The organism is Roseateles sp. SL47, assembly GCF_026625885.1.
Taxonomy (GTDB): domain Bacteria; phylum Pseudomonadota; class Gammaproteobacteria; order Burkholderiales; family Burkholderiaceae_C; genus Roseateles.
In genome coordinates this window covers 358,765-381,179 of record NZ_CP113068.1, presented here as the reverse complement: position 1 = coordinate 381,179, position 22,415 = coordinate 358,765, and the positions used below count along the sequence as shown (strand labels likewise).

The 22,415-nt window shown below is 65.4% G+C and carries 20 protein-coding genes and 1 pseudogene; 9 read left to right on the top strand and 12 right to left on the bottom strand.

The features are described from left to right. Window positions 1-80 precede the first annotated feature (80 nt). The 3 genes and pseudogenes from OU995_RS01520 to OU995_RS01510 all read left to right on the top strand — a co-directional run bounded on the left by OU995_RS01520 (window position 81) and on the right by OU995_RS01510 (window position 4,819). Window positions 81-464, top strand: coding sequence for a DUF2946 domain-containing protein (locus OU995_RS01520; protein WP_267833583.1), 384 nt, complete (start codon window positions 81-83; stop codon window positions 462-464). Window positions 465-572: 108 nt separating this feature from the next. Further along, a pseudogene (locus OU995_RS01515) lies at window positions 573-2,702 on the top strand (TonB-dependent receptor). A gap of 17 nt (window positions 2,703-2,719) precedes the next feature. Further along, window positions 2,720-4,819 (top strand): TonB-dependent receptor, encoded by a 2,100-nt coding sequence (locus OU995_RS01510; RefSeq protein WP_267833582.1) that lies wholly within the window; start codon window positions 2,720-2,722, stop codon window positions 4,817-4,819. A 91-nt stretch (window positions 4,820-4,910) separates the two neighbouring features. Here the strand turns inward: OU995_RS01510 and OU995_RS01505 are convergent, their stop codons facing one another. The 4 genes from OU995_RS01505 to OU995_RS01490 form a co-directional block, all read right to left on the bottom strand. After that, window positions 4,911-5,747 carry a DJ-1/PfpI family protein gene (locus OU995_RS01505; protein ID WP_267833581.1) on the bottom strand — a complete coding sequence of 279 codons (837 nt, stop codon included), beginning with the start codon at window positions 5,745-5,747 and terminating at the stop codon, window positions 4,911-4,913. A gap of 25 nt (window positions 5,748-5,772) precedes the next feature. Further along, on the bottom strand, window positions 5,773-7,191 hold the full coding sequence (locus OU995_RS01500; RefSeq protein WP_267833580.1) for a PepSY-associated TM helix domain-containing protein: 1,419 nt from the start codon (window positions 7,189-7,191) through the stop codon (window positions 5,773-5,775). Between the two features lie 92 nt (window positions 7,192-7,283). Then, complete coding sequence (locus tag OU995_RS01495) at window positions 7,284-9,449, bottom strand: TonB-dependent siderophore receptor (protein WP_267833579.1); 2,166 nt, start codon at window positions 9,447-9,449, stop codon at window positions 7,284-7,286. A gap of 260 nt (window positions 9,450-9,709) precedes the next feature. After that, window positions 9,710-10,276, bottom strand: coding sequence for a DUF2946 domain-containing protein (locus OU995_RS01490; RefSeq protein ID WP_267833578.1), 567 nt, complete (start codon window positions 10,274-10,276; stop codon window positions 9,710-9,712). Between OU995_RS01490 and OU995_RS01485 the strand changes: the two genes are divergently transcribed. Further along, on the top strand, window positions 10,266-10,784 hold the full coding sequence (locus OU995_RS01485) for an SRPBCC domain-containing protein (RefSeq protein WP_267833577.1): 519 nt from the start codon (window positions 10,266-10,268) through the stop codon (window positions 10,782-10,784). The genes OU995_RS01490 and OU995_RS01485 overlap by 11 nt on opposite strands. 31 nt (window positions 10,785-10,815) lie before the next feature. Further along, on the top strand, window positions 10,816-11,697 hold the full coding sequence (locus OU995_RS01480; RefSeq protein ID WP_267833576.1) for an NAD(P)-dependent oxidoreductase: 882 nt from the start codon (window positions 10,816-10,818) through the stop codon (window positions 11,695-11,697). Here OU995_RS01480 and OU995_RS01475 read toward each other — a convergent pair. After that, window positions 11,670-12,593, bottom strand: coding sequence for a LysR family transcriptional regulator (locus OU995_RS01475; RefSeq protein ID WP_267833575.1), 924 nt, complete (start codon window positions 12,591-12,593; stop codon window positions 11,670-11,672). The two genes, OU995_RS01480 and OU995_RS01475, sit on opposite strands and share 28 nt — an antisense overlap. A gap of 137 nt (window positions 12,594-12,730) precedes the next feature. On the opposite strand from OU995_RS01475, the gene OU995_RS01470 reads away from it, so the two are divergent. Beyond that, window positions 12,731-13,486 carry an MBL fold metallo-hydrolase gene (locus tag OU995_RS01470; RefSeq protein WP_267833574.1) on the top strand — a complete coding sequence of 252 codons (756 nt, stop codon included), beginning with the start codon at window positions 12,731-12,733 and terminating at the stop codon, window positions 13,484-13,486. A gap of 102 nt (window positions 13,487-13,588) precedes the next feature. Here OU995_RS01470 and OU995_RS01465 read toward each other — a convergent pair whose 3' ends face one another. Beyond that, on the bottom strand, window positions 13,589-14,242 hold the full coding sequence (locus OU995_RS01465; RefSeq protein WP_267833573.1) for an amino acid ABC transporter permease: 654 nt from the start codon (window positions 14,240-14,242) through the stop codon (window positions 13,589-13,591). A 6-nt stretch (window positions 14,243-14,248) separates the two neighbouring features. Beyond that, complete coding sequence (locus OU995_RS01460; protein ID WP_420714793.1) at window positions 14,249-15,088, bottom strand: transporter substrate-binding domain-containing protein; 840 nt, start codon at window positions 15,086-15,088, stop codon at window positions 14,249-14,251. Between the two features lie 299 nt (window positions 15,089-15,387). Between OU995_RS01460 and OU995_RS01455 the strand changes: the two genes are divergently transcribed. After that, complete coding sequence (locus OU995_RS01455) at window positions 15,388-17,754, top strand: S9 family peptidase (protein WP_267833572.1); 2,367 nt, start codon at window positions 15,388-15,390, stop codon at window positions 17,752-17,754. Window positions 17,755-17,766: 12 nt separating this feature from the next. Here the strand turns inward: OU995_RS01455 and OU995_RS01450 are convergent, their stop codons facing one another. Next, window positions 17,767-18,009 carry a glutaredoxin domain-containing protein gene (locus tag OU995_RS01450; RefSeq protein ID WP_267833571.1) on the bottom strand — a complete coding sequence of 81 codons (243 nt, stop codon included), beginning with the start codon at window positions 18,007-18,009 and terminating at the stop codon, window positions 17,767-17,769. A gap of 261 nt (window positions 18,010-18,270) precedes the next feature. Here OU995_RS01450 and OU995_RS01445 point away from each other — a divergent pair, with 261 nt between their 5' ends. Both OU995_RS01445 and OU995_RS01440 read left to right on the top strand, forming a co-directional pair. Beyond that, window positions 18,271-19,209, top strand: coding sequence for an amino acid ABC transporter substrate-binding protein (locus OU995_RS01445; protein ID WP_267833570.1), 939 nt, complete (start codon window positions 18,271-18,273; stop codon window positions 19,207-19,209). 85 nt (window positions 19,210-19,294) lie between these two features. After that, on the top strand, window positions 19,295-20,359 hold the full coding sequence (locus OU995_RS01440) for an NAD(P)H-dependent flavin oxidoreductase (RefSeq protein ID WP_267833569.1): 1,065 nt from the start codon (window positions 19,295-19,297) through the stop codon (window positions 20,357-20,359). 105 nt (window positions 20,360-20,464) lie between these two features. On the opposite strand, the gene OU995_RS01435 is transcribed toward OU995_RS01440, so the two are convergent. The 4 genes from OU995_RS01435 to OU995_RS01420 all read right to left on the bottom strand — a co-directional run bounded on the left by OU995_RS01435 (window position 20,465) and on the right by OU995_RS01420 (window position 22,343). Continuing rightward, entirely contained in the window at window positions 20,465-21,445 is a 981-nt protein-coding gene (locus OU995_RS01435; protein ID WP_267833568.1) for an aldo/keto reductase, read from the bottom strand. A gap of 121 nt (window positions 21,446-21,566) precedes the next feature. Beyond that, on the bottom strand, window positions 21,567-21,890 hold the full coding sequence (locus OU995_RS01430) for a hypothetical protein (RefSeq protein WP_267833567.1): 324 nt from the start codon (window positions 21,888-21,890) through the stop codon (window positions 21,567-21,569). Then, window positions 21,887-22,072 carry a hypothetical protein gene (locus OU995_RS01425; RefSeq protein ID WP_420714792.1) on the bottom strand — a complete coding sequence of 62 codons (186 nt, stop codon included), beginning with the start codon at window positions 22,070-22,072 and terminating at the stop codon, window positions 21,887-21,889. The genes OU995_RS01430 and OU995_RS01425 overlap by 4 nt, the downstream gene beginning before the upstream one ends. Beyond that, window positions 22,044-22,343, bottom strand: coding sequence for a hypothetical protein (locus OU995_RS01420; protein WP_267833566.1), 300 nt, complete (start codon window positions 22,341-22,343; stop codon window positions 22,044-22,046). Before OU995_RS01420 ends, OU995_RS01425 begins: the two co-directional genes overlap by 29 nt. Between the last annotated feature and the right edge of the window lie 72 nt (window positions 22,344-22,415).

Here is a 22,415-nt window from a genome sequence, read left to right as displayed (position 1 = left end):
TCGCGCAACGTGCGCTCAGGTTTTTGATGGGATCGCCGTGCCATTGAATTGCAGCCGCTCAAGCCCTCTATACTTTTTTCATGCTGCATTCCCGGCGCAAGAACGCATTCACCGCATGGATCGCCACCTTGGCAATCCTGTGGGCTGCGCTCGCGCCCAGCCTGTCGTGGGCCTTGGTGCCGGACGTGACGGGCGCTTGGGTCGAGGTCTGCAGCGTCACCGGCGCCAAGCGGGTGCAAGTGGACTTGGATGCCCCGCACCCGGATTCCTCCAAAGCCTTCGGCATGAAGGGCTGCAGCTACTGCGCCTCCCACGCCCCTGACCTCGGGCTGCCCCACGCGCCAGACGTCGGTCTGCGGGAGCCTCTCCTCGCGGACCCGTTGCCGCCGCTGTTTTTCAGCGCAGCGCGCACGCTCTTCGCCTGGGCCACGATCCAGGCACGCGCTCCACCCTTGAACGCTTGAACCCCCGGCACGGTCCGAACTCGGCCTGATCTGATCGGCCTTCGGTCCCGTCTTTGTGGATGGCGCCCGGCGCACTGCCGCCCGGAGCACCCCGTTCAGGAGTGATCCATGTCAAGGATCGAACGCGCCTTGCGCGAAACCGTTTCTGGGTACCGTGGTGCCCTCAAGTTTCTCCCCGCCGCTCTGTCTGCAGGCTTTCTGATGCCCGCCCTGGGCCAGGACGCCAGCAAGCTGCCGGATGTCCTGGTCACGGGCACAGCCCCGGCTGGCAGTTATTTACCGGACGCATCCGTCAACGTCAGCCGCACTGCCACGCCCCTGAGCGCGCAGGCGGCGGCCATCCAGGTCGTTCCCCAGGCGGTCCTGCGGGATCGCAATGTGACGCGCACCGACCAACTGATTGAAAACGTCAGCGGCGTCCTGCCCGAGTCCACCTACGGCGGAAACGGCGCCACCTTTTTCAACATCCGCGGCTTCAGCGAAAACAACGGGCTGCGCGACGGATTCAGGAACTTCGGCTACCTCGCATTTCGCGACGTCCAGAACATTGAGCGCGTCGAAGTGTTCAAGGGGCCGTCGGGCGCCCTGTATGGGGGTGTGGGCGCTGTGGGTGGCTACGTCAACACGGTGTCCAAGCAGCCATTGAGCAAGGACCTCACCGAGCTTCGTGTCACCACCGGCTCCTACGAGCAAGCGCGGACGGCGCTGGATCTGAACCGATCGATCAGCCCGGCCCTGCAGGTGAGGCTCAATGCAGCCGCCGAGCACAACGACATGGAGCGAGACCACGCCGGATTCAACAGCGTCTCCATCGCGCCAGCGCTCAGTTGGGCGGTGGACGCCAACACGTCGGTCACCTTGCTGACCGAGTTCAATCGGCTGCGCCGTCAGGGATTTGATTTTGGTGTGCCCAATGTCCCGGACTACAAGAAGCTCGACACGAAACGCTATTACGGGTTGACCGACGGCATGTACCCCGGTGTTTCTGGGGATTTCGGCCGCAATGACACCCGTGCCGTCACGGCGCAATTGGAGCATCGATTCAACGATACATGGACGCTGCGAACCGCCGTTCAATACAGCTACGCACGACAGCGCTCCACCCAGACCTTCCCCAACACCACGACTGCGACTGACGACCTGCTGGACTTCACCGTGTATTCGGGGTCTCTGGAGGAATCCACGCAGTATGGATGGCGGTCTGAACTGCTTGGCACGCTCAGTCTGGGCGGGTTCCAACAACAAGTCAGCGCGGGTGTGGACTACGGCTATCTCAAACAGGGAGGTCGAGGATCCCAAAGCTATGGATGGACCCTGGACCTGACCGATTCCAGCGTGCGCTTGCCGCTCACCGAGCTGGGCAGCAATGCCTCGCATCAGGGACAGGGGCGGGACTTGGGGATCTTCGTTCAAGACCAGGTGATCTTCAGCCCGACCTGGCAGGCGTCTTTTGCCCTGCGGGCGGACCGATTTCGCAACCGTGCTCTGGTGGCCGACATCGAAACCAGCCGGGAGAGCCAGTCCGCCTGGTCGCCACGACTGGGACTGGTGTGGTTGCCGACCGCCCAGACTTCGGTGTTCGCCGACTGGAGCCGCAGCCATGCTCCGAATGTGGGACACGGTGCCAACGAAAACACTTTCGAAGCGGAGGTGGCCACTCAGTGGGAAGCGGGTGTGAAGCAGCAACTGCTCAACAACCGGCTGCTGCTGACCGTGACCGCCTTTCGTCTCGACCGTAGCAACATGCTGAGCACTGATCCGACCGACCCGACGCGCCAGGTGTTGACCGGTCAACAAGCCAGCCGTGGCCTGGAATTGGATCTCGCCGGCTCGATCACCAACACCTGGAAGGTCATGGGCAGCTACAGCTATACCGATGCGTTTGTGAAACGCGACGGCAGCATTCCCACGGGTGATGCGCTGACGAATGTGCCGCGCCATCACGCCAACCTGTGGTAGACCTGGGACCTCGCTTCCCTGCCTGGCTGGGGCATTGGCGCCGGTGTGTATTACGTGGGTGCCCGCCAGGCCACCTTGCCCAACACCTACAAGCTCAGCGGCTATGTCCGGAGCGACCTGGCCGTGTTCTACCGACAGGACGCATGGCGGCTGCAGCTCAACGTGGACAACGTACTGGACCGGACCTACTACACCGGCGGTAGTGCCAGCACCTTCAACTACATGCTGCAGCCGGGTGCAGGACGCTCGGCCCGTCTGTCCGCCAGCTATGTTTTCTGACTTCAGAGCCCACTTGCATGCCCGCCACCTCACTCACCATAGCCCTGGCCGTACTGCCAGGTTTTGCTGCTGCGCAGTCCACCGAGGCGCCCGACGCAGTGCTCCCTCCCGTGCGAATTTCCGCTGTGGCGGATGCAGCGTCCGCCACAGCGCTTGCGCTCGGCATCAAAGCCGCGCCTTTGGAGACCCCGTTTTCGATCAACAGCGTCCCGGCAGACCTGTTCCGCGCCCAGGGAGCAACCACACTTCAGGACGTGCTTCGCAATGTGCCGGGCGCCCAGGCGGACTCAGGCTTCAACGGTTCTCACACGCAGTTCTTTGTGTTGCGCGGCGCTGTCACCGATAGCGGCACCGGGTCCAATCGCGTCATGCGGGACGGTGTGCGGCTGTCCAACTACCCGTTCACCCCCGCATTTGTGGAGGCCGTGGATGTTCTTCGCGGCCCCGGCGCGGCGGTCGCGCTGCGGAGTGAGCCAGGTGGTACGGTCAACATCGTGACCAAGCAGCCACAGCTCAGGAACTTTGGCTCAGCACTGGTCACGGTCGGTCAGTCCAACGCGAGGGAAATCTCGGTGGATCTGAATCGAGTGCTCTCCGCCGAGACTGAATGGGCGGGGCGCATCACTGCCACACGGTCCACCAGCAGCGAGTGGCGGCATGTTCCCGATGAGTTGAACGGCGTCAAAGTGGGCGTCGCCAAAAGCGGAGGCTCCCGCTATCACCTGCGTGCCAGCGTGGAGGCCACGAATCAAACTTACCAGCCTGACTACGGCCTGCCCTCACTGAACGGCCGCCCGGTCGATGTGCCGCTGGACCGACAGCTGAGCGAGCCCTTTGGTGATTCCACCACCCGCAATCGGATCGTGGACCTCGCGGGCGATGTCGCGCTGGACGCGCTGACCCGCGCCTCCCTTCAACTGACCCACCTGGAGGCCGATTCCACCTCGATCAAGAATGTGCTGAACGGGTCTCCCCTGGCCAACCAGCCTGCGGGCACCTGGGCGCGCGTGTCTTCCTGGGAGCCCGGGACCACCCGTCGCATCAATGCCGTCACCGGCTCGGTCAGCCGCGATCAGGCGCTGGCGGGCATGACGCACCGGCTCTATATCGGCCTTGATTACTACGAAGAGTCGCTTTTCCAGCCCACCCGCTCGGTTCCAGCGTCCACCAGCCCCAGCATTAACGTCTACAACCCGGTGTACGGGCGAGTGACCGCCCCTGCGAATCCAGACGCCTTGCCGATGTCGCTCACCACCCAGAGCTTGTATGCCTTTGGTGCCTCTCTGCAGGATCAAGTGGACCTCGGCGAATGGTCCCTGGTGGCCGGAGCGCGTCTGGACCGCCAGAACTTCCGGTATGGCACCACCAGCGTATTACCGGTGAACGAGTCGCGCTGGTCACCCAAAGTGGCAGTGCTCTGCCATCTGGGCGCCTCCGATACGGTCTACGCCAATGTCAGCACCGGGATCTCGCCCAATCAGGTGGCCTCTTCCACCAACCAGTCACTTCCGAGTCGGCGCGCGGCGCAGCAGGAGATCGGGTGGAAATCGCAATGGCTGGGCGGCGCCTTGGCCTCCGATCTGGCGGCCTACCGGTTGAAGCAGCGGAACATGATTTCTTCCGACCTCAGTACGCCCAGCAATCTGTTCGACTTCGACTTGGCCGGGGAAGCCACGTCCCGCGGGATCGAGGCCACACTCGGCGGCAAACTCACCGAGCGTCTGGCGCTCCAGGCCAGTTATGCCTACACCCAGGCGACGTATGGATACAACGCCACCTATGGCGGCAAGCAGGTGCCCAACGTGGCCCGCCATGTGTTGAACCTGTGGGGGCAGTGGGAGTGGGGACAGGGCTGGAAGTCCGGCGTCAACGTAGCAACGCAGAGCCGCCGATGGGCGGATGAGGCCAATACGACGACGCTTCCGGGTTATGCGCGGGTCGATCTGCTGCAGAGCTGGTCCACAAGAGTCGGCACGGATCAGACCCTGGAGCTCCAACTGTCGTTGCGCAACGTGTTGGACAAAGCTTATTACGTCTCCAGTCATCTCCATGTCGCGCGCTGGGTGACACCCGGAGAGGGGCGGGCGGTGGCCATGACCGCCCGATACCTGTTCTGATCACGCTCCCGCAACCGACGAGCTGCCGTCGCATGGGGAGCCTGGGCGGTTTGCCAGGGCGCCCTCGCGACAGGCGGCTTGGTACTTCGGGTCATGAGCGACGGCGCCCCTCCTTGCGCGCGATCAAGGCTGCACGGGCCTTGCGGTTGAACTGCGGGAACATGGCTTCAGTCATCGCCCGAACCGCAGGCGAAGCGGTGTGGGGTGACCCTGCGTTGTAGGGAGGCTCCGGGGCATATTCGGCCAGCAATTGCACCGTCTCCGCATAGGACTGATCTCGCAACAGGCCCACCAGCGTCAGGCCCAGATCCAGGCCTGCGCTGACACCTGCCCCGGTGATGCGGTTGCGGTCGCGCACCACACGGCCTTCGGACTCGATAGCGCCAGCGTCGCTGAGTACCCCACGCGTCGCCCAATGCGACGTCGCCCGATAACCCTTCAGAAGACCTGCAGCCCCGAGGATCAGCGAGCCTGTGCAGACGCTGGTGACCCACTTCGCGCGCCCGCCGCGGTCGGCCAGGAATGCCAGCACGGCGGCGTCCTGCATGGCGGCCAGCGTGCCGTCCCCGCCGCCCGGAACGAACAGAATGTCCAGGTCGCGAGGCGCCCGCGTCAAGGTCGTGGTGGGCAGGAGGGTGAGGTTCGCGTCACTGGTCACCGGCGCCATGGTCTTGGCGATGTGATGCACCTGGGCGCCCATGAGCGAAGAGAACATGTGCTGGGGACCCACAAAATCCAGCGCCGTCATGCCGGGGTAGAGCAGCATGCCGATCTGCTCTTTGCCGGTCCAGTGGGCAGGCAGGTTCTGCATGCCCTCGTTGGTGGCGGGCGCCGTTGTTGCTGAATCGGCGGCTTGCCCCAGCCAAGGTGAGGCGGTCATGGCAGCCGCAGCAGCGCGAAGGAAGTGCCGACGTTGGGTAGGTGTCATGGAAGATCCTGGGGGACAAAGCGGGCTACAGGCCGAACCGCTGCCGCCAGAGGCGCGGCAGCAGCGTATCGACCAGGAGTGCCACCAGCATGGAAGCACCAAGCAAGGGATAGAGCAGACCCAGCAACACGGCGGTTGCCACCGCACCAACAGCGGCCCGGTCTCCTGCACGGCGGGGTGGCGCCGCCAGACGCCCGCGGGGACGGCGCTTCCACCACATCACCACGCTGGACAGCGCCAACACGACCATGGACAGACACCCTGCCAGCATCAGCAACTGGTTCAACAGTCCGAACTGACGCCCCGTATGCAGGCTGATGCCCCACTCGGTGATCCGCCCCGCTGCCCCGTAATCCTTCAGACCGATGTCCGCCAGAACGGCCCCGCTGTATCGATCCAGATGCACCACCCGAAGGTCCCGCACGTCATCCGGAAAGCGCAGTGCCGAATAGACACCTTGGGGCCCGCTGGGGAGACGCACGGGTGTGCCGGCCGGCAGACCCATGCGGGCAAAGATCTGCAAGGCCTGATCAAGGCCAAGAGAAGGGGGCGCACCTGCCGATACGGGCTTGTCCGCCATCGGCGCTGGTGGATGGTGTGCCTCATGGGCGTCGTGGCCCTCATGCCCACCCGATCGGGGCAGTGCGGCCTGGCTCGATGACCAGGGCACGTCCGGCAGCCCCGCCAGCGGCAGCGTGGAGGGCGGTGCACCGCCCCAGACATAGCGCGGCGTTCCAAGGCCCCAGGTGCTGGTGAGCCGACCATATTGCTCGCCCCAGAACGCGGACCAAGGCATGCCCGTCACCGCCAGAAAGAGGATGGCAGCAGCGGCCATGCAGCCGGTGACCGCATGCACGTCCCGCCACCAGACCCGCTGCCGGGGCCGTCCTCGGACGCTCAGCACCCCGCCAGCGCGGCCCCGCGGCCACCACAGGAACAGCCCCGAGACGACCAGCACGATCGCCCACCCCGCCACCACCTCGATCCACAGGTTGGCGACCTTGCCCACCAGGGCCAAAGAATGAAGATGTTTGATGACCGTCATCAGTCGAGAGTCATCGGCCACCTGGCCCAGCACGCGGCCATCAACCGGATCCAGGTACACCGCGACCACGCCTGCGGATGCGGTCTTGACCCCCACCTCCGCGCTGCGGCCCGGCGCGGGCGGTGAGACGTATCGCACCGCCGTTCCCGGCTCCGCCGCCATGGCCCGAGCCACCAACGCCTCGGCGGTCAGTGGTGTGCCCGGCTTGATGTCCACCCACAGCAGGGGACGATAGACCCAGTGTTCGATGGGATCCTTGAACAGATAGAGCCCGCCAGTAACCGCTAAAAGCAGCAGGAATGGCAAGCAGATCAGGCCTGCATAGAAGTGCCAGCGCCAGACGCGACGGTACAGTGCGGATTCGTTGTTGCCGTTGTTGCCGTTGTTGCCTTTGTTCATAGGGTCATTGCTGTTTCCAGGACTGCCGGCTTGTCTGCACTCGCCTCGTGTGTGAGGCATTGCATGTTGTGCTTGTGCCATTCATCCCTCTGTTAATAGTCCAGGCGCAGCGTGACCGATGCGGTCCGGGGCGCGCCCGTCTGGATCCAGTCACGGGCCCCGGGATGGCTGCCGCTGTAGTACAGCCTGTTGAACACGTTCTTCAGATTGAACTGGACGGAACCTTTGCCCGCACCCGCCCGGAAGCCGTAGGACAACATGGCATCAACGCGGCCATAGCCGGGTAGCTGGAAGCTGTTCAATTGGTCGCCTTCGCGTTGGCTCTGGAAGAACACGCCAGCGCCGGCTGCCCATTGCGCATCGAACATCCAACGCCCCCACAGGCTGCCGGAATTGCGCGCAGCATTCGCCAGACGTGTGCCGGCGTAGGTGCCTGCGTCGGTGATGTTCGCGTCCAGGTAGGCATACGAAGCCATGACGGCCAGTTGCCGGGTGAGCTGGCCCAGCAGGTCGATTTCCAGTCCGCGTGAACGGGCTTCGCCAATGGTGGTGATCGTGGGATACAAGCTGTAGTCCGCGCGGTTGCGCTTGACCAAGTCGAACACGGCGACCGTGGTGTTGAGCTGGCCATCGAGCGCGGAGCTCTTCCAGCCGATTTCCACCTGTCGCGCACGCTCGGCCGCCAATGGCGATCCGTCGGGATTGCGGCCATTGTTGGCGGCGACCGAGTCCTGGTATTGCGAGTAGAGCGTCTGCCCGGGCGATACCTCGTAGACGATGCCCACACGCGGCGTCGTGAAACTCTGCCGGTTCAGGTCCAGCGATGGATCGGCGCTGTACAGGCCCGCCGTGTGATCGTGGCGCAGCGCGAACACGGCGTGCCAGCCGCTGCCGAGCTGGATCTGATCCTGCACAACGAGGCTGGTCCAGCGCTGCACGTCCCGTGTCTCCGATCCGGGCGCCAGGGTCTGGCCGATGGTGGGGGTGCCGCTGAAGTCCGGGTGATTGACGTCCACCGCATTGACCTGGGCGAACACCAGCGCCCCGGTGCGCCGGGTCTCGTAGTGATCCAGCTCGAACAGCAGCTTGTGCGTCAGCCCGCCCCAGGCGATGTCACCCTGCAGGTCCACGGTGGCCTGGTCCAGGCGCACTCGACCGTCAGGGCGGTCGTAATAGTAGTAGCGGCACATGCGCTGCAGCGGAGTGGTCTCCACGCAGCTGTCGGCAGGGCCGGTGCCAGCGCCCAGATCGACCCGGTAAGGCCAGATGTCGACCTCCTTCGTCTTCGCGCGCAGCGTCACTGCACGGGCCTTCAGCGTCCATGCGGGTGACAGTCGAGTCGAGGCATCCAGCGTCAGTGATTGGCTGTCGAAGGAAGACAACTCGGGTGCATTGTTGAACTGCAACGAGTGCGGCACCTGCGCCGGTCGGTTGCCATCCGCGTAGACGCCGAAGTCGTTGCGGTATTTCTGCGCATTGCGGTCGTAGGCCAGGGACACGCGCGTGTCGGCGTCTGGGATCCAGGCAATCGTGCCGCTGAAGGCCGCCAGTCGGTTCTCGACGAAGTCCCGGTTGGACTTCGCGGTGTCGTACGAAGCGCTGGCACGGCCGAGCAGCGTCTTGTTGCTGTCCAAGGCGCCACCGCCTTCGAGGATGGTGCGCGACTGATCGTACTGGCCGATCGTCTGCTCAAAACCCAGGGTTGGCGTGGCCGACAAGGCGCGCGGCACGATGTTAATCAGTCCACCCGGTTCAGAACGTCCATAGAGCACCGACGCCGGCCCCTTGACCACCTCAACAGACTCGACGTTGGCCATGTTCACCGGCACGCCTTTGACCTTGACCCCATTGATGTAATAGGTGGACATGCCCGACATGGGGCCTGATGCAGTCATCGACTCGGTCTGAAAGCCCCGCAGCAGAATGAGTGGTTGCGCACTGCCGTTGAAGCCGAAATCCCCGCCCGTGCCGGCGACGTTGCGAACGGCGTCGGTCAGGGTCAGCGCCTTTTGGTCGTTCAGAACCGCGCGAGGCACGACCTGAACCGATTGCGGTGTGAGTAGATTCGGTGTGTCGGTCTTGGTGGCTGTTGAAGTGGCCGGTGCCTGATAGCTCTGAGACGTGCCCGTGACCTCGACGCGTTCAAGTTCCTGGGTCTGGGTCTGGGCTTGGGCCTGAGCGGAGATCGCGAAGGCAACAGCGCTGGCGACGGCGTTGGTAACAACGCAGGCGATGGGCGTGAATCGTTGGAATGTCATTGTTCTCTTTCTGGTTCGGCAACGCCTGATGCGCCGGTGAGGCCGACGAACCATGGCCGGTTCCGAGTGGTGGATCACTGCTTGTGATGGCCGGAGTCGTGCCGTGCGGAATGGATGGCTCCTGCAGGAGCGGACGCCAAGGCCGGACGGCAGATTGCATCCGCGCGGCGGCTCAGAGGTGAGCACACCGCGGTCGGCTGCACGGCCCCATCCGAACGAGCCACGCAGGCCTCGTCGGGCAGGTCAGTCAGCGGAGAGGATCAAACCGAGAGAGGAGGGGCGCGAGCGAGCGCGCTGGCCCACGCGAAAAGCGGTCGCGGAGCGAGATAGAAGAGTCTTGGCCGCTCGAAACTGAGCGACTCGTTCAACCGCCAGTTCATGGCTGCTGGCGGCAGGGCGGGAATCCCCGCATGGATGGCGCAGTAGGCGCAACGCTCCATCATTGATGCCATGGTGTCCTTGCCCGGCTTGGGTGCCGGGACAAGCTCATCGGACGGACTCACGTCCACACGAACGAACTTGGCGCCCGTGACCGTACAGACCTCGGTCCACACCGCTGCATCCCGCGGCAACGCAAGGTGCGACAGCAGCGGTAGCAGTGCGCTGAGCAGGATCGCGAAACACACGATCCAGACCAGGCGGTGGACAACAGGCCGTGAGGCATACATGCGCGGAGTGTACGCGGCCAGGCGGCGCCCCCTGCCGACATCAATCCGGCTGATGTCAGCGATCAGAACTTGTGAGTTCCCTGATAACGCGCTGTTGCGCACCATAACGGGCTTGGCAGTTTCGCCATGGTCCTCCACGCAACACAGTATGAGCGACATTCTCTGGCCCGCCGGCTTTGTGCCGGGCTTTACCGACAACTTCTGCTCCAACGAGGTGATCGTCACCGGACTGACCGTGGAGGAGGTCTGGCCCTTCCTGAACATCCCGACCCGCTGGCCGACCTACTATGCCAATTCGGCGGACATCCGTTTCCATGACAACAAGGGGCCGGAACTGGAAGCCGGGGTTCGGTTCTATTTCTCCACCTTCGGCTTTCCGGTCGAGGCGCGTGTGGTGGAGCATGTGCCGCCGGTGAAGGGTCAGCCGGCCCGCGTGGCTTGGCACGGCTGGGCCGGTGAGCCCGGCACCGACAGCCGTCTGGATGTGCATCACGCCTGGCTCATTGAAGAACTGTCGGGGGGACGCTTGCGCATCCTCACGCAGGAGACGCAGTGCGGCGTGCCGGCCCAGGCGCTGGCCAAGGCCCAGCCCAATCCGATGATCAATGGCCACCAGGACTGGCTCAATGGTCTTGTGGATGCCGCACGGCAGGCGACGCTGGCATGATCGTTCCTGAATTTTTCGGACAGGGGTTGGCATGAGCGCACGCATTGCATTTCTGGGCTTGGGGGCGATGGGCAGCCGGATGGCGGCCCGGCTGGTCCAGGCGGGCCACCATGTGATGGTGTGGAACCGCAGCCCCGCTCCGGCCCGGGCGCTGGCGTCCGCAGGTGCGCGGCGCGCATTGAGCCCGCGTGAAGCGGCGGATGGGGCCGACTTTGTCATTGCGATGGTTCGCGACGACGAAGCCTCGCGAGATGTCTGGTGCCATCCGGAAACCGGGGCGCTGACGGCCATGGCGCCCGGCAGTGTGGCCATCGAAAGTTCCACCCTCTCGCTGGGGGGCCTGCGCACCCTGCAGGAGGCGGCTGGTCGGGCGGGCATCGATCTGCTGGATGCGCCGGTGTCCGGCTCCAGGCCGGCGGCCGAGGCCGGCCAGCTGGTGTTTCTGGTGGGCGGCGCGGCGGAGCCGTTTGAGCGGGCGCGTCCGGTGCTGCAAGCCATGGGTGGGGCGGTCCAGCATGTCGGCCCCGTGGGCCATGGCGCGCTGGCCAAGCTCGTCACCAATACGCTGCTGGGTGTCCATGTGGCGGCCCTGGCGGAACTGCTGGGCCTGCTGCACCGCCAGGGCGTGCCGCCCCAGACCGTGTTGCAGGCGGTGGCAGGGACGCCGGTCTGGGCGCCGGTGGACCACTACCTGTCCACATCGATGCTCAAGGGCGACTTCAGTCCGCAATTCCCGGTGGAGCTGATCGCCAAGGACTTCGCTTATGCGCTGTCCGCCGGTGGTGGCATGGCGCGCATGCCCTTGGCTGCTGCGGCGATGGACGTCTATCACCAGGCCTTGGCGCAGTCGATGGGGGCCGAGAACATGACCGCCGTGGCCCGACTCTACGGCGCTTCAGCACCCGCCCCCTGATCCGCCTGGCAGGCGCGCACCAGCTGATCGCGTACCCAGCGCTGGCGCGGGTCGGCATGGGTGCGGGCATGCCACACCAGCAGCTTGGTGAAGCCCGCCACCTCCAGCGGAGGTGGGCGGACGGTCAGGCCCGCCGTGCCTGGCAGCAGACGCTGGGGCACCAGGGCTACCAGGTCGGTATGCCGCACCAGGTCCAGCAACATGCCAAAGCTGGGCACCGAGACCATCACCCGCCGCTGGCGTCCCAGCCGGGCCAGCGCGTCATCGGTCGGGCCTTCAAAGCCTCCGCCCATCAGCGACACCATGGCGTGGTCCAGGCCGCAGAACACGTCCAGCGAGAGGCCGTCGGCCGCCGCCGCCGGGTGGCCGTCCCGCATCACGCAGACATACCGTTCCTCAAACAGTGTCCGGCTGTGCAGGTCTGGGGGTGACATCTGGGGCGTGATCAGCGCCAGGTCCAGTTCACCTCGTTCCATGCGCTCCAGCAGGTCGTTGCCGTGCGCCTGGACCACTGCCACCCGCACCCCCGGCGCCTGGGGACGCAGGGCGGCGATGAAGGGCATCACCACGGCGCGCAGCGCGTAGTCGGTGGCCGATACCGTGACGGTGAATGCGGCCGATGCCGGTTCGAATTCGGTCGGCTGGATCACCGTCTCGATGTCCGCCAGGATGCGCTTGATCGGACCGCCCAGTGCCAGGGCGCGCGGCGTGGGGGCCATGCCGCGCTGGGTGCGCACAAACAAGGGGTCGCCCAGGGCCTCGCGCAGGCGGTTCAAGGTGGCACTGACCGCCGGCTGGGTCACCGATAGGCGCTCCGCCGCCCGGGTCAGATTGCGTTCATCCATCAGGGCATCAAAGGCCTTGAGCAGATTGAGATCGAGGGTACGCAGCAGCATGACGGTATTGGAGCAGCAGTTCGGTTCGCAAATGGATGCAACTTCATTTGCCATTAATCAAAAGTGGCGCATGTCGCGTGGTGGCATGTTGAGGCGAGCGAACTATGGTCACGGGGACTGACTTCCGCGGAGCCCCCTTGGCGATAGAACTCTTCAACAATGGCAGCCATCGCTGCCTCATGTTTTCCGACTTCGGCCACGAAGACGGCGTACAGGCCAACCAGTTTCTGATTGTGGACAGCGGCACCGGTGCGCTGATTGATCCGGGGGGCAACCTGGCCTATGGAGAGCTGTATCTCGGTGTCACCGCCTGCTTCCCGCCGCACAAGCTGTCAGCCATCTTGGCCTCGCATGCGGACCCGGACATCATCGCCTCACTGGACCGCTGGATGACGGCCACCTCGGCGCCGGTCTACATCTCGCGCATCTGGGAACGTTTCATTCCGCACTTCTGCAAGCCGGGCAAGACCAGCGGGCGGGTGATTGGCGTGCCGGACCGGGGCATGCGCATCCAGGTGGGCCAGAATGAGCTGGTGGCGCTGCCAGCGCACTTCATGCACTCCGAGGGCAACTTCCAGTTCTGGGACCCCACCGCCGGCATTCTGTTCTCCGGTGATCTGGGCGTGTCGATTGGCGTGGACCCCGGCACCACCATCACCGAGCTGGAGCCGCACATCCCGTCGATGCTGGCCTTCCACCGCCGTTACATGGTCAGCGGCAAGGTGCTGCGGCTGTGGGCGGAAATGGTCAAGTCCTTGCCCATCCGGATGATTGTGCCGCAGCACGGCGCGCCTCTGGAAGGCGCCGCCGTGCAGCAATTCATCGACTGGATCCAGACACTCTCCTGCGGCATCGACCTCGTGACGCAGAAGGACTATGCCATTCCGGGGTAGACGGGCTCCTCTGGCGGGCTGGGTACATCGGGCGGGCTGGGTACATCGGGCTGGCCGGACGGCCAGGACGGCCAGGGCGGCCCTGGCCCACGGCTGTTCCGCTCAATGCGGGTAGGCCATGCGCTTTTCCATCCACCGCTGCAACTGCTCGAAGACAAAGCTCAGCAGCCAGTAGATGACCGCCGCCATCATGTAGAGCGGGAAGGGCTGAAAGGTGGTGGAGATCAGTTCCTTGGTGGCCAGCATCAGCTCGGTGACCGCGATCACCGACACCAGCGAGGTGTCCTTGATCAGGCTGATCAGGCTGTTGGACAAGCTCGGCACCGCGGCCCGCAGCGCCTGCGGTGCAATCACATGGCGCAGGGTCTGCTGGCGGGTCAGGCCGAGGCTGGTGCCGGCCAGCCATTGGTCCTGATCGACCGCATGGATGGCGCCTCGCAGGGTTTCGCTCATGTAGGCGGCCACGTTGAGCGTCAGTGTCAGGATGCCGGCAGACACCGGCGATAACTCGATGCCGATGCTGGGCAGCCCGTAATAAACGATGAACACCTGCACCAGCAGCGGAGTGCCGCGCATGGCGCTGACATACACCGCGCACAGTTGCAGCAGCACCGGCACCCGCAGCACCCGCACCAGGGCAATCAGACCGGCGAGCGGCAGCCCCAGCAGCATGCTGGACACGGCAAAGAACAGCGTGTAGCCGGTGCCTTTGAGCAGCACCGGCCACGCCAGGGCGAACAGGGCGGCGAGGTCCATCAGGCCTTATTGCGCACCGGCCAGCGGCTGGCTGACATCGCGCTCAAACCATTGGGTGGAGATCCTGGCGTAGGTGCCGTCCTTCTTCAGGTCGTCCAGCGCCTTGTCGATGGCGGCCTTGAACTTGGGGCTGCCCTTGCGGAACGGAATGGCATTGCTTTCCGGCTTGCCGAGGGCGGCCCCGGCCTTCACCGGCAGTCGGGTCTTGGCCTTGAGGTAGGGGATGAGCAGGCTGTCGTTGATGGCGGCATCGATGCGGCCGGTGGCCAGGTCCTGCAGATATTCCGGAGCGCCCGGATAGGTGCGCACCTCCACGCCTTCAATGCTCTTTGCCAGCGCAGCGAAATTGCTGCCCTGGCCCACGCCCACCTTCTTGCCCTTCAAATCCGCCGGTGTGTCCAGCTTGCGGGTCTCGTTGGCCCGCACGATGAGCTGCGGATAGGAGATGACGTAGGGGCCGCTGAAATCAAAGGTCTGGCGGCGCTGGTCGGTGGCGGCCACCTGGTTGACGATCACGTCGTATTTGCCTGCCTGCAGGCCGGCCAGAATGGCGCTCCACTCGGTGGTGGTGAATTCGGGCTTCACGCCCAGCTTGGCGGCGATGGCCTTGGCAATGTCCACATCGAAGCCGGCCAGTTCGCCCTTGTCGTTCTTGAAGTTGAACGGCGGGTAGGTGCCTTCGCAGGCGATGCGCAAGGTGCCGCGCGTCTTCACTTCATCCAGCAGGTCGGCGGCCCGGGCGGCGGGGGCGGTGGCCACCAGCAAGGCGGCAAGGCCTGGCACCAGGGCCGCCATCAGACGGCAGCGGCTGCGGACGGTGGGCAGGGCAGTGACGGTGGCGTTCATGGCGATCCTCATTCGGGTGAGATGGCGGCATCTTGCCATCAAGCGCCTGGCACCGGCGGCACTGGCGTCACAATCCGCCGCAGCCGCGTCGCGCAGGCGGCCACCACGCAGGGAGTGATTCATCCATGAAAGTGCAGATCCTGGCCGTTTTGTTGATTTTGCAGGCAGGGGCAAGCCTGGGCGTCCATGGACAGACACCGGGGGCCTCCCGGGCAGGAACCAAAGCAGGAACCGAAGCTGGAACCACAACCGGAACCGCAACCGGGGCCGCAACGGCAACGGCAACGGCAACCGCAGCAATGGCAACCGCAGCAATGGCAGCGGCGTCTGGTGCGGCAGGGCAGGGCGCCATCCGGCAGGAGGCGGCCCTGGGCGATGAGACCCACGGCCAGCCCCGGCAGGGTCGCTTGCCACCCCCGGTGGCGCGCCGCATTCCCCACGATGTCACCGTCCATGGGGACACCCGGATCGACGACTACTTCTGGCTGCGTGAGCGGGACAACCCGGCGGTTCTGGACTACCTCAAGGCCGAAGCCGCCTATGCCGATCAGTGGTTCCAGCCGCTGCAAGGGCTGCAGGACCGCCTTTATCAGGAGATGGCCGCCCGCATGGCGCCCGCCGACGAGGATGTGCCGGTGCGTCGCGGCCACTGGTGGTATGGAAAACGGACCCAGGCGGGCGATCAATACCCGCAATACATCCGCCGGGCTGCATCAGGCGCCCAGCCGCTGGGGGCGGCGCACGCCAGAGCGGGAGCAAGGGGGGAGGCACCGCCAGGGACACCGCTGGACGCAACGGTGCAGGTGCTGCTGGACCTCAACGAACTGGCCCGTGGGCGGCAATTCCTGTCGGTCAGCCTGGTGGAGCCCAGCCCGGACGGCCGGCGCCTGCTGTATGCCATGGACGACACCGGCTATCGCGACTACCAGCTGCGCATCCGCGACCTGAGCACCGGGCGGGATCTGCCCTGGGTGGGCGAGCGCACGGACGGTGCGGTCTGGTCGGCGGACGGGCGCACTGTGTTCTACATCACCTCCAACGAAGCCCGTCGCCGCAATCAGCTCTGGCGCCATGCGGTGGATGGGGCCGGGCCCGATGTGCTGATTTTTGAAGAGAAGGACGAGCTATTCAACCTGGAACTGGGCCAGACGGCGGATGGCCGTTTTCTTTCTCTAATGAGCCATGCCAAGGACACCACCGAGGTGAGATGGCTGCCGGCCTTCCGGGCCGATGCCGACTGGCGCGTGGTGCTGCCGCGCCGGGTGGGGCTGGAATATCGGGTGGAGCACCGGGACGGGCAGCTGTATCTGCTGATCAATGACCGAGGGCCCAATTTCCGATTGATGGAGGTGCCACTGCCAGCGCCGGTCGCGGAGGGGCGACATCAGGGCACTGCGAGCCGGTCGGCTCCGGCCTCTCCCGAAGCCGGATCGACGGGCCACCCGCGGCACACGACGACTCAGGCCCCCGCTCCGGGCCCGTTGCTCACACATGCCCGATTGACGCGGGCCCGAGAGCTGCTGCCACATCGGGAAGACGTGTCCCTGGAGCAACTGCGGCCCTTCCAGGGGCAGATGGTGGTGCAGTGGCGGGAGGATGGTGCCGTCAAGCTCGGTGTGCTGGATGAAGCCGGTCTGGCCAGGCGCACCGCTGCGCCCGTGAAGCTGCAGCCCATCGCGTTCCCCGAGCTGCTGTCCAGCGCCACGGTAGGCGAGAACCGCGAGTTCAACAGCGACGTGCTGCGCATCGTCTACCAGTCCCTGCTCACACCGCCAACGGTGGTGGACTACCGCTTCAGCGATGGCAGCCGCCAGATCCGCAAGCAGCAGACTGTGATCGGCTATGACGCCTCACGTTACGCCAGCGAGCGCATCTGGGCCACCGCCAGTGACGGCACACGAGTGCCGGTGACGCTGCTGTATGCCAAGGCCCAACGCGGCCAGGGGCCGCGCCCGATGCTGCTGCGCGCTTACGGCAGCTACGGCTTCTCCGTGGACCACCGCTTCAATGCCAACGACCTCTCGCTGCTGGACCGCGGGGTGGTGCTGGCCACTGCTGCGGTGCGCGGCGGTGGCGAGATGGGCCGGCGCTGGTATCTCGACGGCAAGCTCAGCCACAAGATGAACACCTTCACCGATTTCATCGCCTCCGCAGAGGCGCTGATCCAGCAGGGCTGGACACGGCCGGATCAACTGGTGATCACCGGGCGCAGTGCCGGCGGCTTGCTGATGGGCGCGGTGACCAATCTCCGGCCGGACCTGTTCAAGGCCGTGGTGGCCGAGGTGCCCTTTGTGGATGTGATCACCACCATGCTGGACGAGACCATTCCGCTGACCACGGAAGAGTTTGTGGAATGGGGCAATCCCAAGCAGCCCAAGGACTACGCATGGATGCGCGCCTACAGCCCCTACGACCAGCTGCGACGCGGCGCCTATCCGGCCATCCTGGCCCGGGCGGGCCTGAACGACAGCCAGGTGCCGTACTGGGAGCCGGCCAAATATGTGGCGCGGCTGCGTACGCTGAAGACCGATGACCAGCCGCTGCTGTTCGACGTGAATCTCACCGCCGGGCATGGCGGCGCCTCCGGCCGTTATGACGCCCTGAAGGAGCGTGCGCGCGTGTATGCCTTCATGCTGAAGGCCTGGGGCCTGACGGACACCGAATGAGGAGGGGGCGGGTCAGAGACCGAGCTGCTTGAGCGCGGCCTGCAGCCCGGTCACACCGCCGACCCGCTGGTCGTTGATGAACACCTGGGGCATCTGGCGCACCGACGGGCCGCACTTCTCATAGAAGGCCAGGCGCTCCGCTTCATCGTCGATCTTGATCTCTTCATAGGTGAGCGAGCGGGACTTGAGCAGCATCTTGGCCGTGTCGCATTGCGGGCAGGCCGACTTCGAATAAACAACGATCTTGAGTTCCATGGCCGTGACTGTAGCGGCTGCTGGCCGGTTCGTTGGGTGATACCGCAACCATCATGACAAAGGGCGGATTTCGCGCAAATCCGAGGGGGAGGCGACATGCAAACGTCCTGTTCATCGATAGTTTCCGACGAACGGCTGTCGCCGCTTCACCACTGGGCTGGCCGTCCACACTCAGGCTGAGGTACCGTGCCGCGTTCGCGCCGTTCCGGTGCGTTCACAGCCGCTCTTGCCCGTGCTGTTGTATTCATTTTGAGAGCGTCCATGCCTGCCTCCAACCTGCGTCTGTTTGTCCGGCCCCTGGCCGTCTGTGTCCGGCCCCTGGCCGTGAGCCTGCTCGGTCTGGCGGCTTCCCTGGCCACCGTGGCCGCCCATGCCGACACGCTGTCCCGCATCCGCGAGACCAAGACGGTGAACCTCGGTGTGCGAGAAGCCGCACGTCCCTTCTCCTATCTCAACGAAGCCAAGCAACCGGTTGGTTATTCGGTCGACCTGTGCCTGGTCGCCGTGGAGGAAATCAAGAAGGAACTCAAGCTGCCGGACCTGAAGGTCAACTACGTGGTGGTCTCCGGGCCGGAGCGGATTCCAAAGCTGCAGAAGGAAGAGATCGACCTGGAATGTGGGTCCACCACCAACACCAAATCGCGTCAGGAGCAGGTGGCCTTCAGCTACACCATCTTTGTGGCCGGCATGAAGGTGCTGGTGCCGCGCGGCACGCGGGTGGAAACGCTCAAGGACCTGGACGGCATGACGGTGGCGCTCAGCAAGGGCACCACGTCGGAGAAACTGTTCACGCAGCTCAACAGCTCCGGCGAAGCCAAGATGCAGCTGATGCCCTTTGCCAACAACAACGAGGCCTTCAAGGCCTTGCGTGAGGGCAAGGCGCGCGCCTTCCCGCAGGACGATGCGCTGCTGCAGGGGCTGGCCTCCAAGGAGAAGGCGCTGGATGCGCTGGGCCTGGCCAGCATGGCGTTTTCGGTGGAACCCTACGGCATCATGATGCGCAAGGGCGACACCCGCCTGGGCGAGATCGTGGACCGCAGCCTGAGCCGCATCTATGCCAGCGGCGAGATTCAGAACGTCTACAAGAAGTGGTTCGAGACGCCGACGTTGACCATCCCGATGAGCCGCCTGACGCGGGACAGCTTTGTGCGTCCCAACAAGGAGGCCGGCGTGGCGATGCTGCTGGGTTATTCCATCTGATCTGAGCGCCCCCTGCGGGGCCAGGGGTGACGCGGATTTGCGATGATGGGCGGGTGATCACTCCCTGCCCTCAGGATCCGCCGACATGACCACTGCCCTTGCCCCCGCAGACTTCGCCGCCCAGGTGCTGGGCACCCGGCTCCCGCTGATCCAGGCGCCATTGGCTGGCGCTCAGCTTGCCAAGCTGGCCGTTGCCGTGAGCAATGCAGGGGGGCTGGGCTCCTTGCCTGCTGCGCAACTGACGCCGGACGTGCTCCAACGGGAGCTGCAGCTGTTGAGTGCTGGCACGCAGCAGCCCTACAACGTCAACTTCTTCGCCCATGTGCCGCCGCTGCCCGATCCGGCCCGTGAAGCCCGCTGGCGCGAGCGGTTGGCCCCGTATTACAACGAGTTCGGTGTGGACCCCAGCACGATCACCGGCGGCTTTGGCCGACAGCCCTTCAGCCATGAAATGGCGGACGTGGTGGAGGCGTTTAAACCAGCCATCATCAGCTTCCATTTCGGGCTACCGGCACCGGACCTGCTGGCGCGGGTCAAGGGCTGGGGCAGCCGGGTGCTGTCCAGCGCCACCACGGTGGAAGAAGCCGTCTGGCTGGAGGCCCACGGGGCCGATGCGGTGATTGCGCAGGGCTGGGAAGCCGGTGGCCATCGCGGCCATTTCCTCAGCACCGACCTGACCCGCCAGACCGGTCTGCTGGCGCTGTTGCCGCAGGTCGTCAAGGCGCTGCGCATTCCGGTGATTGCCGCCGGTGGCATCGTGGATGCGGCCAGCATCCGGGCGGCGCTGACGCTCGGGGCCAGCGCGGTGCAACTGGGCACGGCCTTCCTGCTGTGCAATGAATCCATCACCAGTGCGCCGCACCGTCAGGTGCTGCGGCAGCCCGACGGCCATCACACGGCCTTGACCAACCTGATGACCGGGCGACCGGCGCGCGGCATCGTCAACCGGTTGATGCGCGAGGTGGGACCGATTAATGAGCTGGCGCCGGCCTTCCCCCTGGCGGGCAATGCCTTGGCGCCGCTGCGCGCCAAGGCCGAAGCCGAGGGCAGTGGCGATTTCTCGCCGCTGTGGGCCGGTCAGAATTTCAGCGGGCTCAAGGAAGTGGGTGCCGCCGAGCTGGTGCAGGAATTGGCGCAGGCGTTTGACTGAAGGTTTGCGCTCAGCGAGTGGCCGGACGGGCCGCTCACCAACGCTCCCACCAACGCTCCCACCAACGCGCCCACCGGATCTCTCGCCAGGTCGCTCTTTGAGACCTCAGGGCAGCGCCTGACCGCGCGCCGCTTCATACAGCGCATACCACTCGCCGCGTGTCAGCTGCAGCCGGAGTGCGTCCCCACAGGCGCGGATGCGTGCGGGCTGGCTGCTGCCGATCACCGGCTGGATGCGGGCCGGGTGGCGCATCAGCCAGGCGAGCAGCACCCCTTCGGTGGACACGCCGTGCCGTTCGGCCAGTTGATGCACCAGTTGCCGGGCCGGCTCGTCGGCGGGGTCCTTGGCGGTGTCGCCACTGAACCGGCCGCGCGCCAGTGCCGCCCAGGCCTGCACCTGGATGCCGTGCTGCTGGCAATGCTCCAGCGTGCCGTTCCAGGCCAGGCTGCCCGGGCGGTGAGCCGCCTGCCGGTCATTGAAGGTGGTGCCCGATTCGATCGGCTCCAGATGCCCCAGCCCGATCTCGAACTGGTTCACCACCAGCGGCTGGTCCAGCGAGCGGCTCAGCCAGGCCATCTGGGCGGCATGCATGTTGGAGACGCCGAACTGCAGCACCTTGCCCTGCTCACGCAACTGCCGGAAGGCCAGGGCGATGTCTTCCGGCTCCCACAGCGGGTCCGGGCGGTGCAAAAGCAGAATGTCCAGGCGTTCGGTGCCCAGCCGCTTCAGGCTGGCTTCCACGGCGGAGACGATGTAGTCGCGGGACAGGTCAAAACGCTTGGGGCCCTCGGCATCTGCAAAACGGATGCCGCATTTGCTCTGCAGCACGATGCGGTCGCGCAAGGACGGTTGGCGCCGCATCAGTTCACCAAAGACGGACTCGGCCTTGCCACGGGTGTAGATGTCCGCGTGATCAAACAGGGTGACACCGATGTCCAGTGCCGCTTCGACGGCGGCATGGGCATGCGCCACATGGTCTTCGGTGTAGGGGGACTCGTCCCAGGAACCGCCCAGGCCCATGCAGCCAAAGGCCAGGGGGCTGACGGAAGGGAAGGACTGCTGAAGGGGAATCGATGGGCTGGGCATGGGGGTCTCTCGTTGTGCAACGCCATCCTTGCGGGCGGTGGCCTGCATTGTGGCGTCGGATGCGCTCACCTGAGACACAGCCGAGGCTTTCCTGAAACTCCCCCCTGGACCTGGCCGGGACTCACCCACCTGACGCCCCACCGCCGCCCTTCCCCGGGTAGAGCGCCGGCGCCCAGGCCTCCCGCACGCGCACCGGTCGGGGGATCAGGCGCTGCGCGGCAAAGGCATCGGCCATGCGTTGCTGGTCGGCTGCAATGGTGTCGTCCAGCAGCCGGGCGCCGAAGCGCACCCGTTGCTGCAACTGCAGCAGCAGCCCTCCCTTCTGGAAACCCACACGCAGCACCTTGTCGCCCGATGCGGCGGCGGCTGGGGAGGCGATCGGCAGGGCGGCTGCAGCGGCGGCCACGGCGGTGGAGGCAGAGGTGAGGAATTGGCGGCGTTTCATGCTTGAGGCTCCTGCAAAGCGGCGACGTGATCCGCCGGGCGGCGGTGAGCGGGACGGAGCAGGCCCAGGTGGTCGCGCAGGGTGCGACCTTCATAGCGTTCGCGCACCAGGCCACGGCGGCGCAACTCCGGCACCAGCAGGCGGGTGATGGCTTCAAAGCCGGTGGGCAGCACCGGTGCCATCAGGTTGAAGCCGTCGGCGGCGCCGGGTCTGCAGCGATTCGCTGCGTTTGGCCGATGTCACGGTGACGGTGGGGAGCTGATGGCTGTCGGTGGGGGCCGCAGCCGCCTTGACATCGGCGGCTTCCGGCTCCGCCTGCGCCGTCACCGGCAGTGTGGCCGACACCAGGCCGGCCGCCACCACCATGGCGGCCCCCAACCAGGGTTGCGGACGGTGGTCAGGTCTCCCAGTTGCCGGACTGGAAGACGTTTTCCCGATAGACGTGGGACGCATGACGATCTCCGTTTATTGCAGAAGCGATCAACGACACTCGCGCTGTGTTAGCGCTAACATGGCCCGCATCAT

Excerpts from the sequence above, each read along its gene's own strand:
- OU995_RS01520 (WP_267833583.1), top strand. The coding sequence starts at position 81 with ATGCTGCATTCCCGGCGCAAGAACGCATTCACCGCATGGATCGCCACC.
- OU995_RS01510 (WP_267833582.1), top strand. The coding sequence starts at position 2,720 with ATGCCCGCCACCTCACTCACCATAGCCCTGGCCGTACTGCCAGGTTTT.
- OU995_RS01505 (WP_267833581.1), bottom strand. The coding sequence starts at position 5,747 with ATGACACCTACCCAACGTCGGCACTTCCTTCGCGCTGCTGCGGCTGCC.
- OU995_RS01500 (WP_267833580.1), bottom strand. The coding sequence starts at position 7,191 with ATGAACAAAGGCAACAACGGCAACAACGGCAACAACGAATCCGCACTG.
- OU995_RS01495 (WP_267833579.1), bottom strand. The coding sequence starts at position 9,449 with ATGACATTCCAACGATTCACGCCCATCGCCTGCGTTGTTACCAACGCC.
- OU995_RS01485 (WP_267833577.1), top strand. The coding sequence starts at position 10,266 with ATGAGCGACATTCTCTGGCCCGCCGGCTTTGTGCCGGGCTTTACCGAC.
- OU995_RS01490 (WP_267833578.1), bottom strand. The coding sequence starts at position 10,276 with ATGTCGCTCATACTGTGTTGCGTGGAGGACCATGGCGAAACTGCCAAG.
- OU995_RS01480 (WP_267833576.1), top strand. The coding sequence starts at position 10,816 with ATGAGCGCACGCATTGCATTTCTGGGCTTGGGGGCGATGGGCAGCCGG.
- OU995_RS01475 (WP_267833575.1), bottom strand. The coding sequence starts at position 12,593 with ATGCTGCTGCGTACCCTCGATCTCAATCTGCTCAAGGCCTTTGATGCC.
- OU995_RS01465 (WP_267833573.1), bottom strand. The coding sequence starts at position 14,242 with ATGGACCTCGCCGCCCTGTTCGCCCTGGCGTGGCCGGTGCTGCTCAAA.
- OU995_RS01460 (WP_420714793.1), bottom strand. The coding sequence starts at position 15,088 with ATGAACGCCACCGTCACTGCCCTGCCCACCGTCCGCAGCCGCTGCCGT.
- OU995_RS01455 (WP_267833572.1), top strand. The coding sequence starts at position 15,388 with ATGGCAACCGCAGCAATGGCAGCGGCGTCTGGTGCGGCAGGGCAGGGC.
- OU995_RS01450 (WP_267833571.1), bottom strand. The coding sequence starts at position 18,009 with ATGGAACTCAAGATCGTTGTTTATTCGAAGTCGGCCTGCCCGCAATGC.
- OU995_RS01445 (WP_267833570.1), top strand. The coding sequence starts at position 18,271 with ATGCCTGCCTCCAACCTGCGTCTGTTTGTCCGGCCCCTGGCCGTCTGT.
- OU995_RS01440 (WP_267833569.1), top strand. The coding sequence starts at position 19,295 with ATGACCACTGCCCTTGCCCCCGCAGACTTCGCCGCCCAGGTGCTGGGC.
- OU995_RS01435 (WP_267833568.1), bottom strand. The coding sequence starts at position 21,445 with ATGCCCAGCCCATCGATTCCCCTTCAGCAGTCCTTCCCTTCCGTCAGC.
- OU995_RS01430 (WP_267833567.1), bottom strand. The coding sequence starts at position 21,890 with ATGAAACGCCGCCAATTCCTCACCTCTGCCTCCACCGCCGTGGCCGCC.
- OU995_RS01425 (WP_420714792.1), bottom strand. The coding sequence starts at position 22,072 with ATGGCACCGGTGCTGCCCACCGGCTTTGAAGCCATCACCCGCCTGCTG.
- OU995_RS01420 (WP_267833566.1), bottom strand. The coding sequence starts at position 22,343 with ATGCGTCCCACGTCTATCGGGAAAACGTCTTCCAGTCCGGCAACTGGG.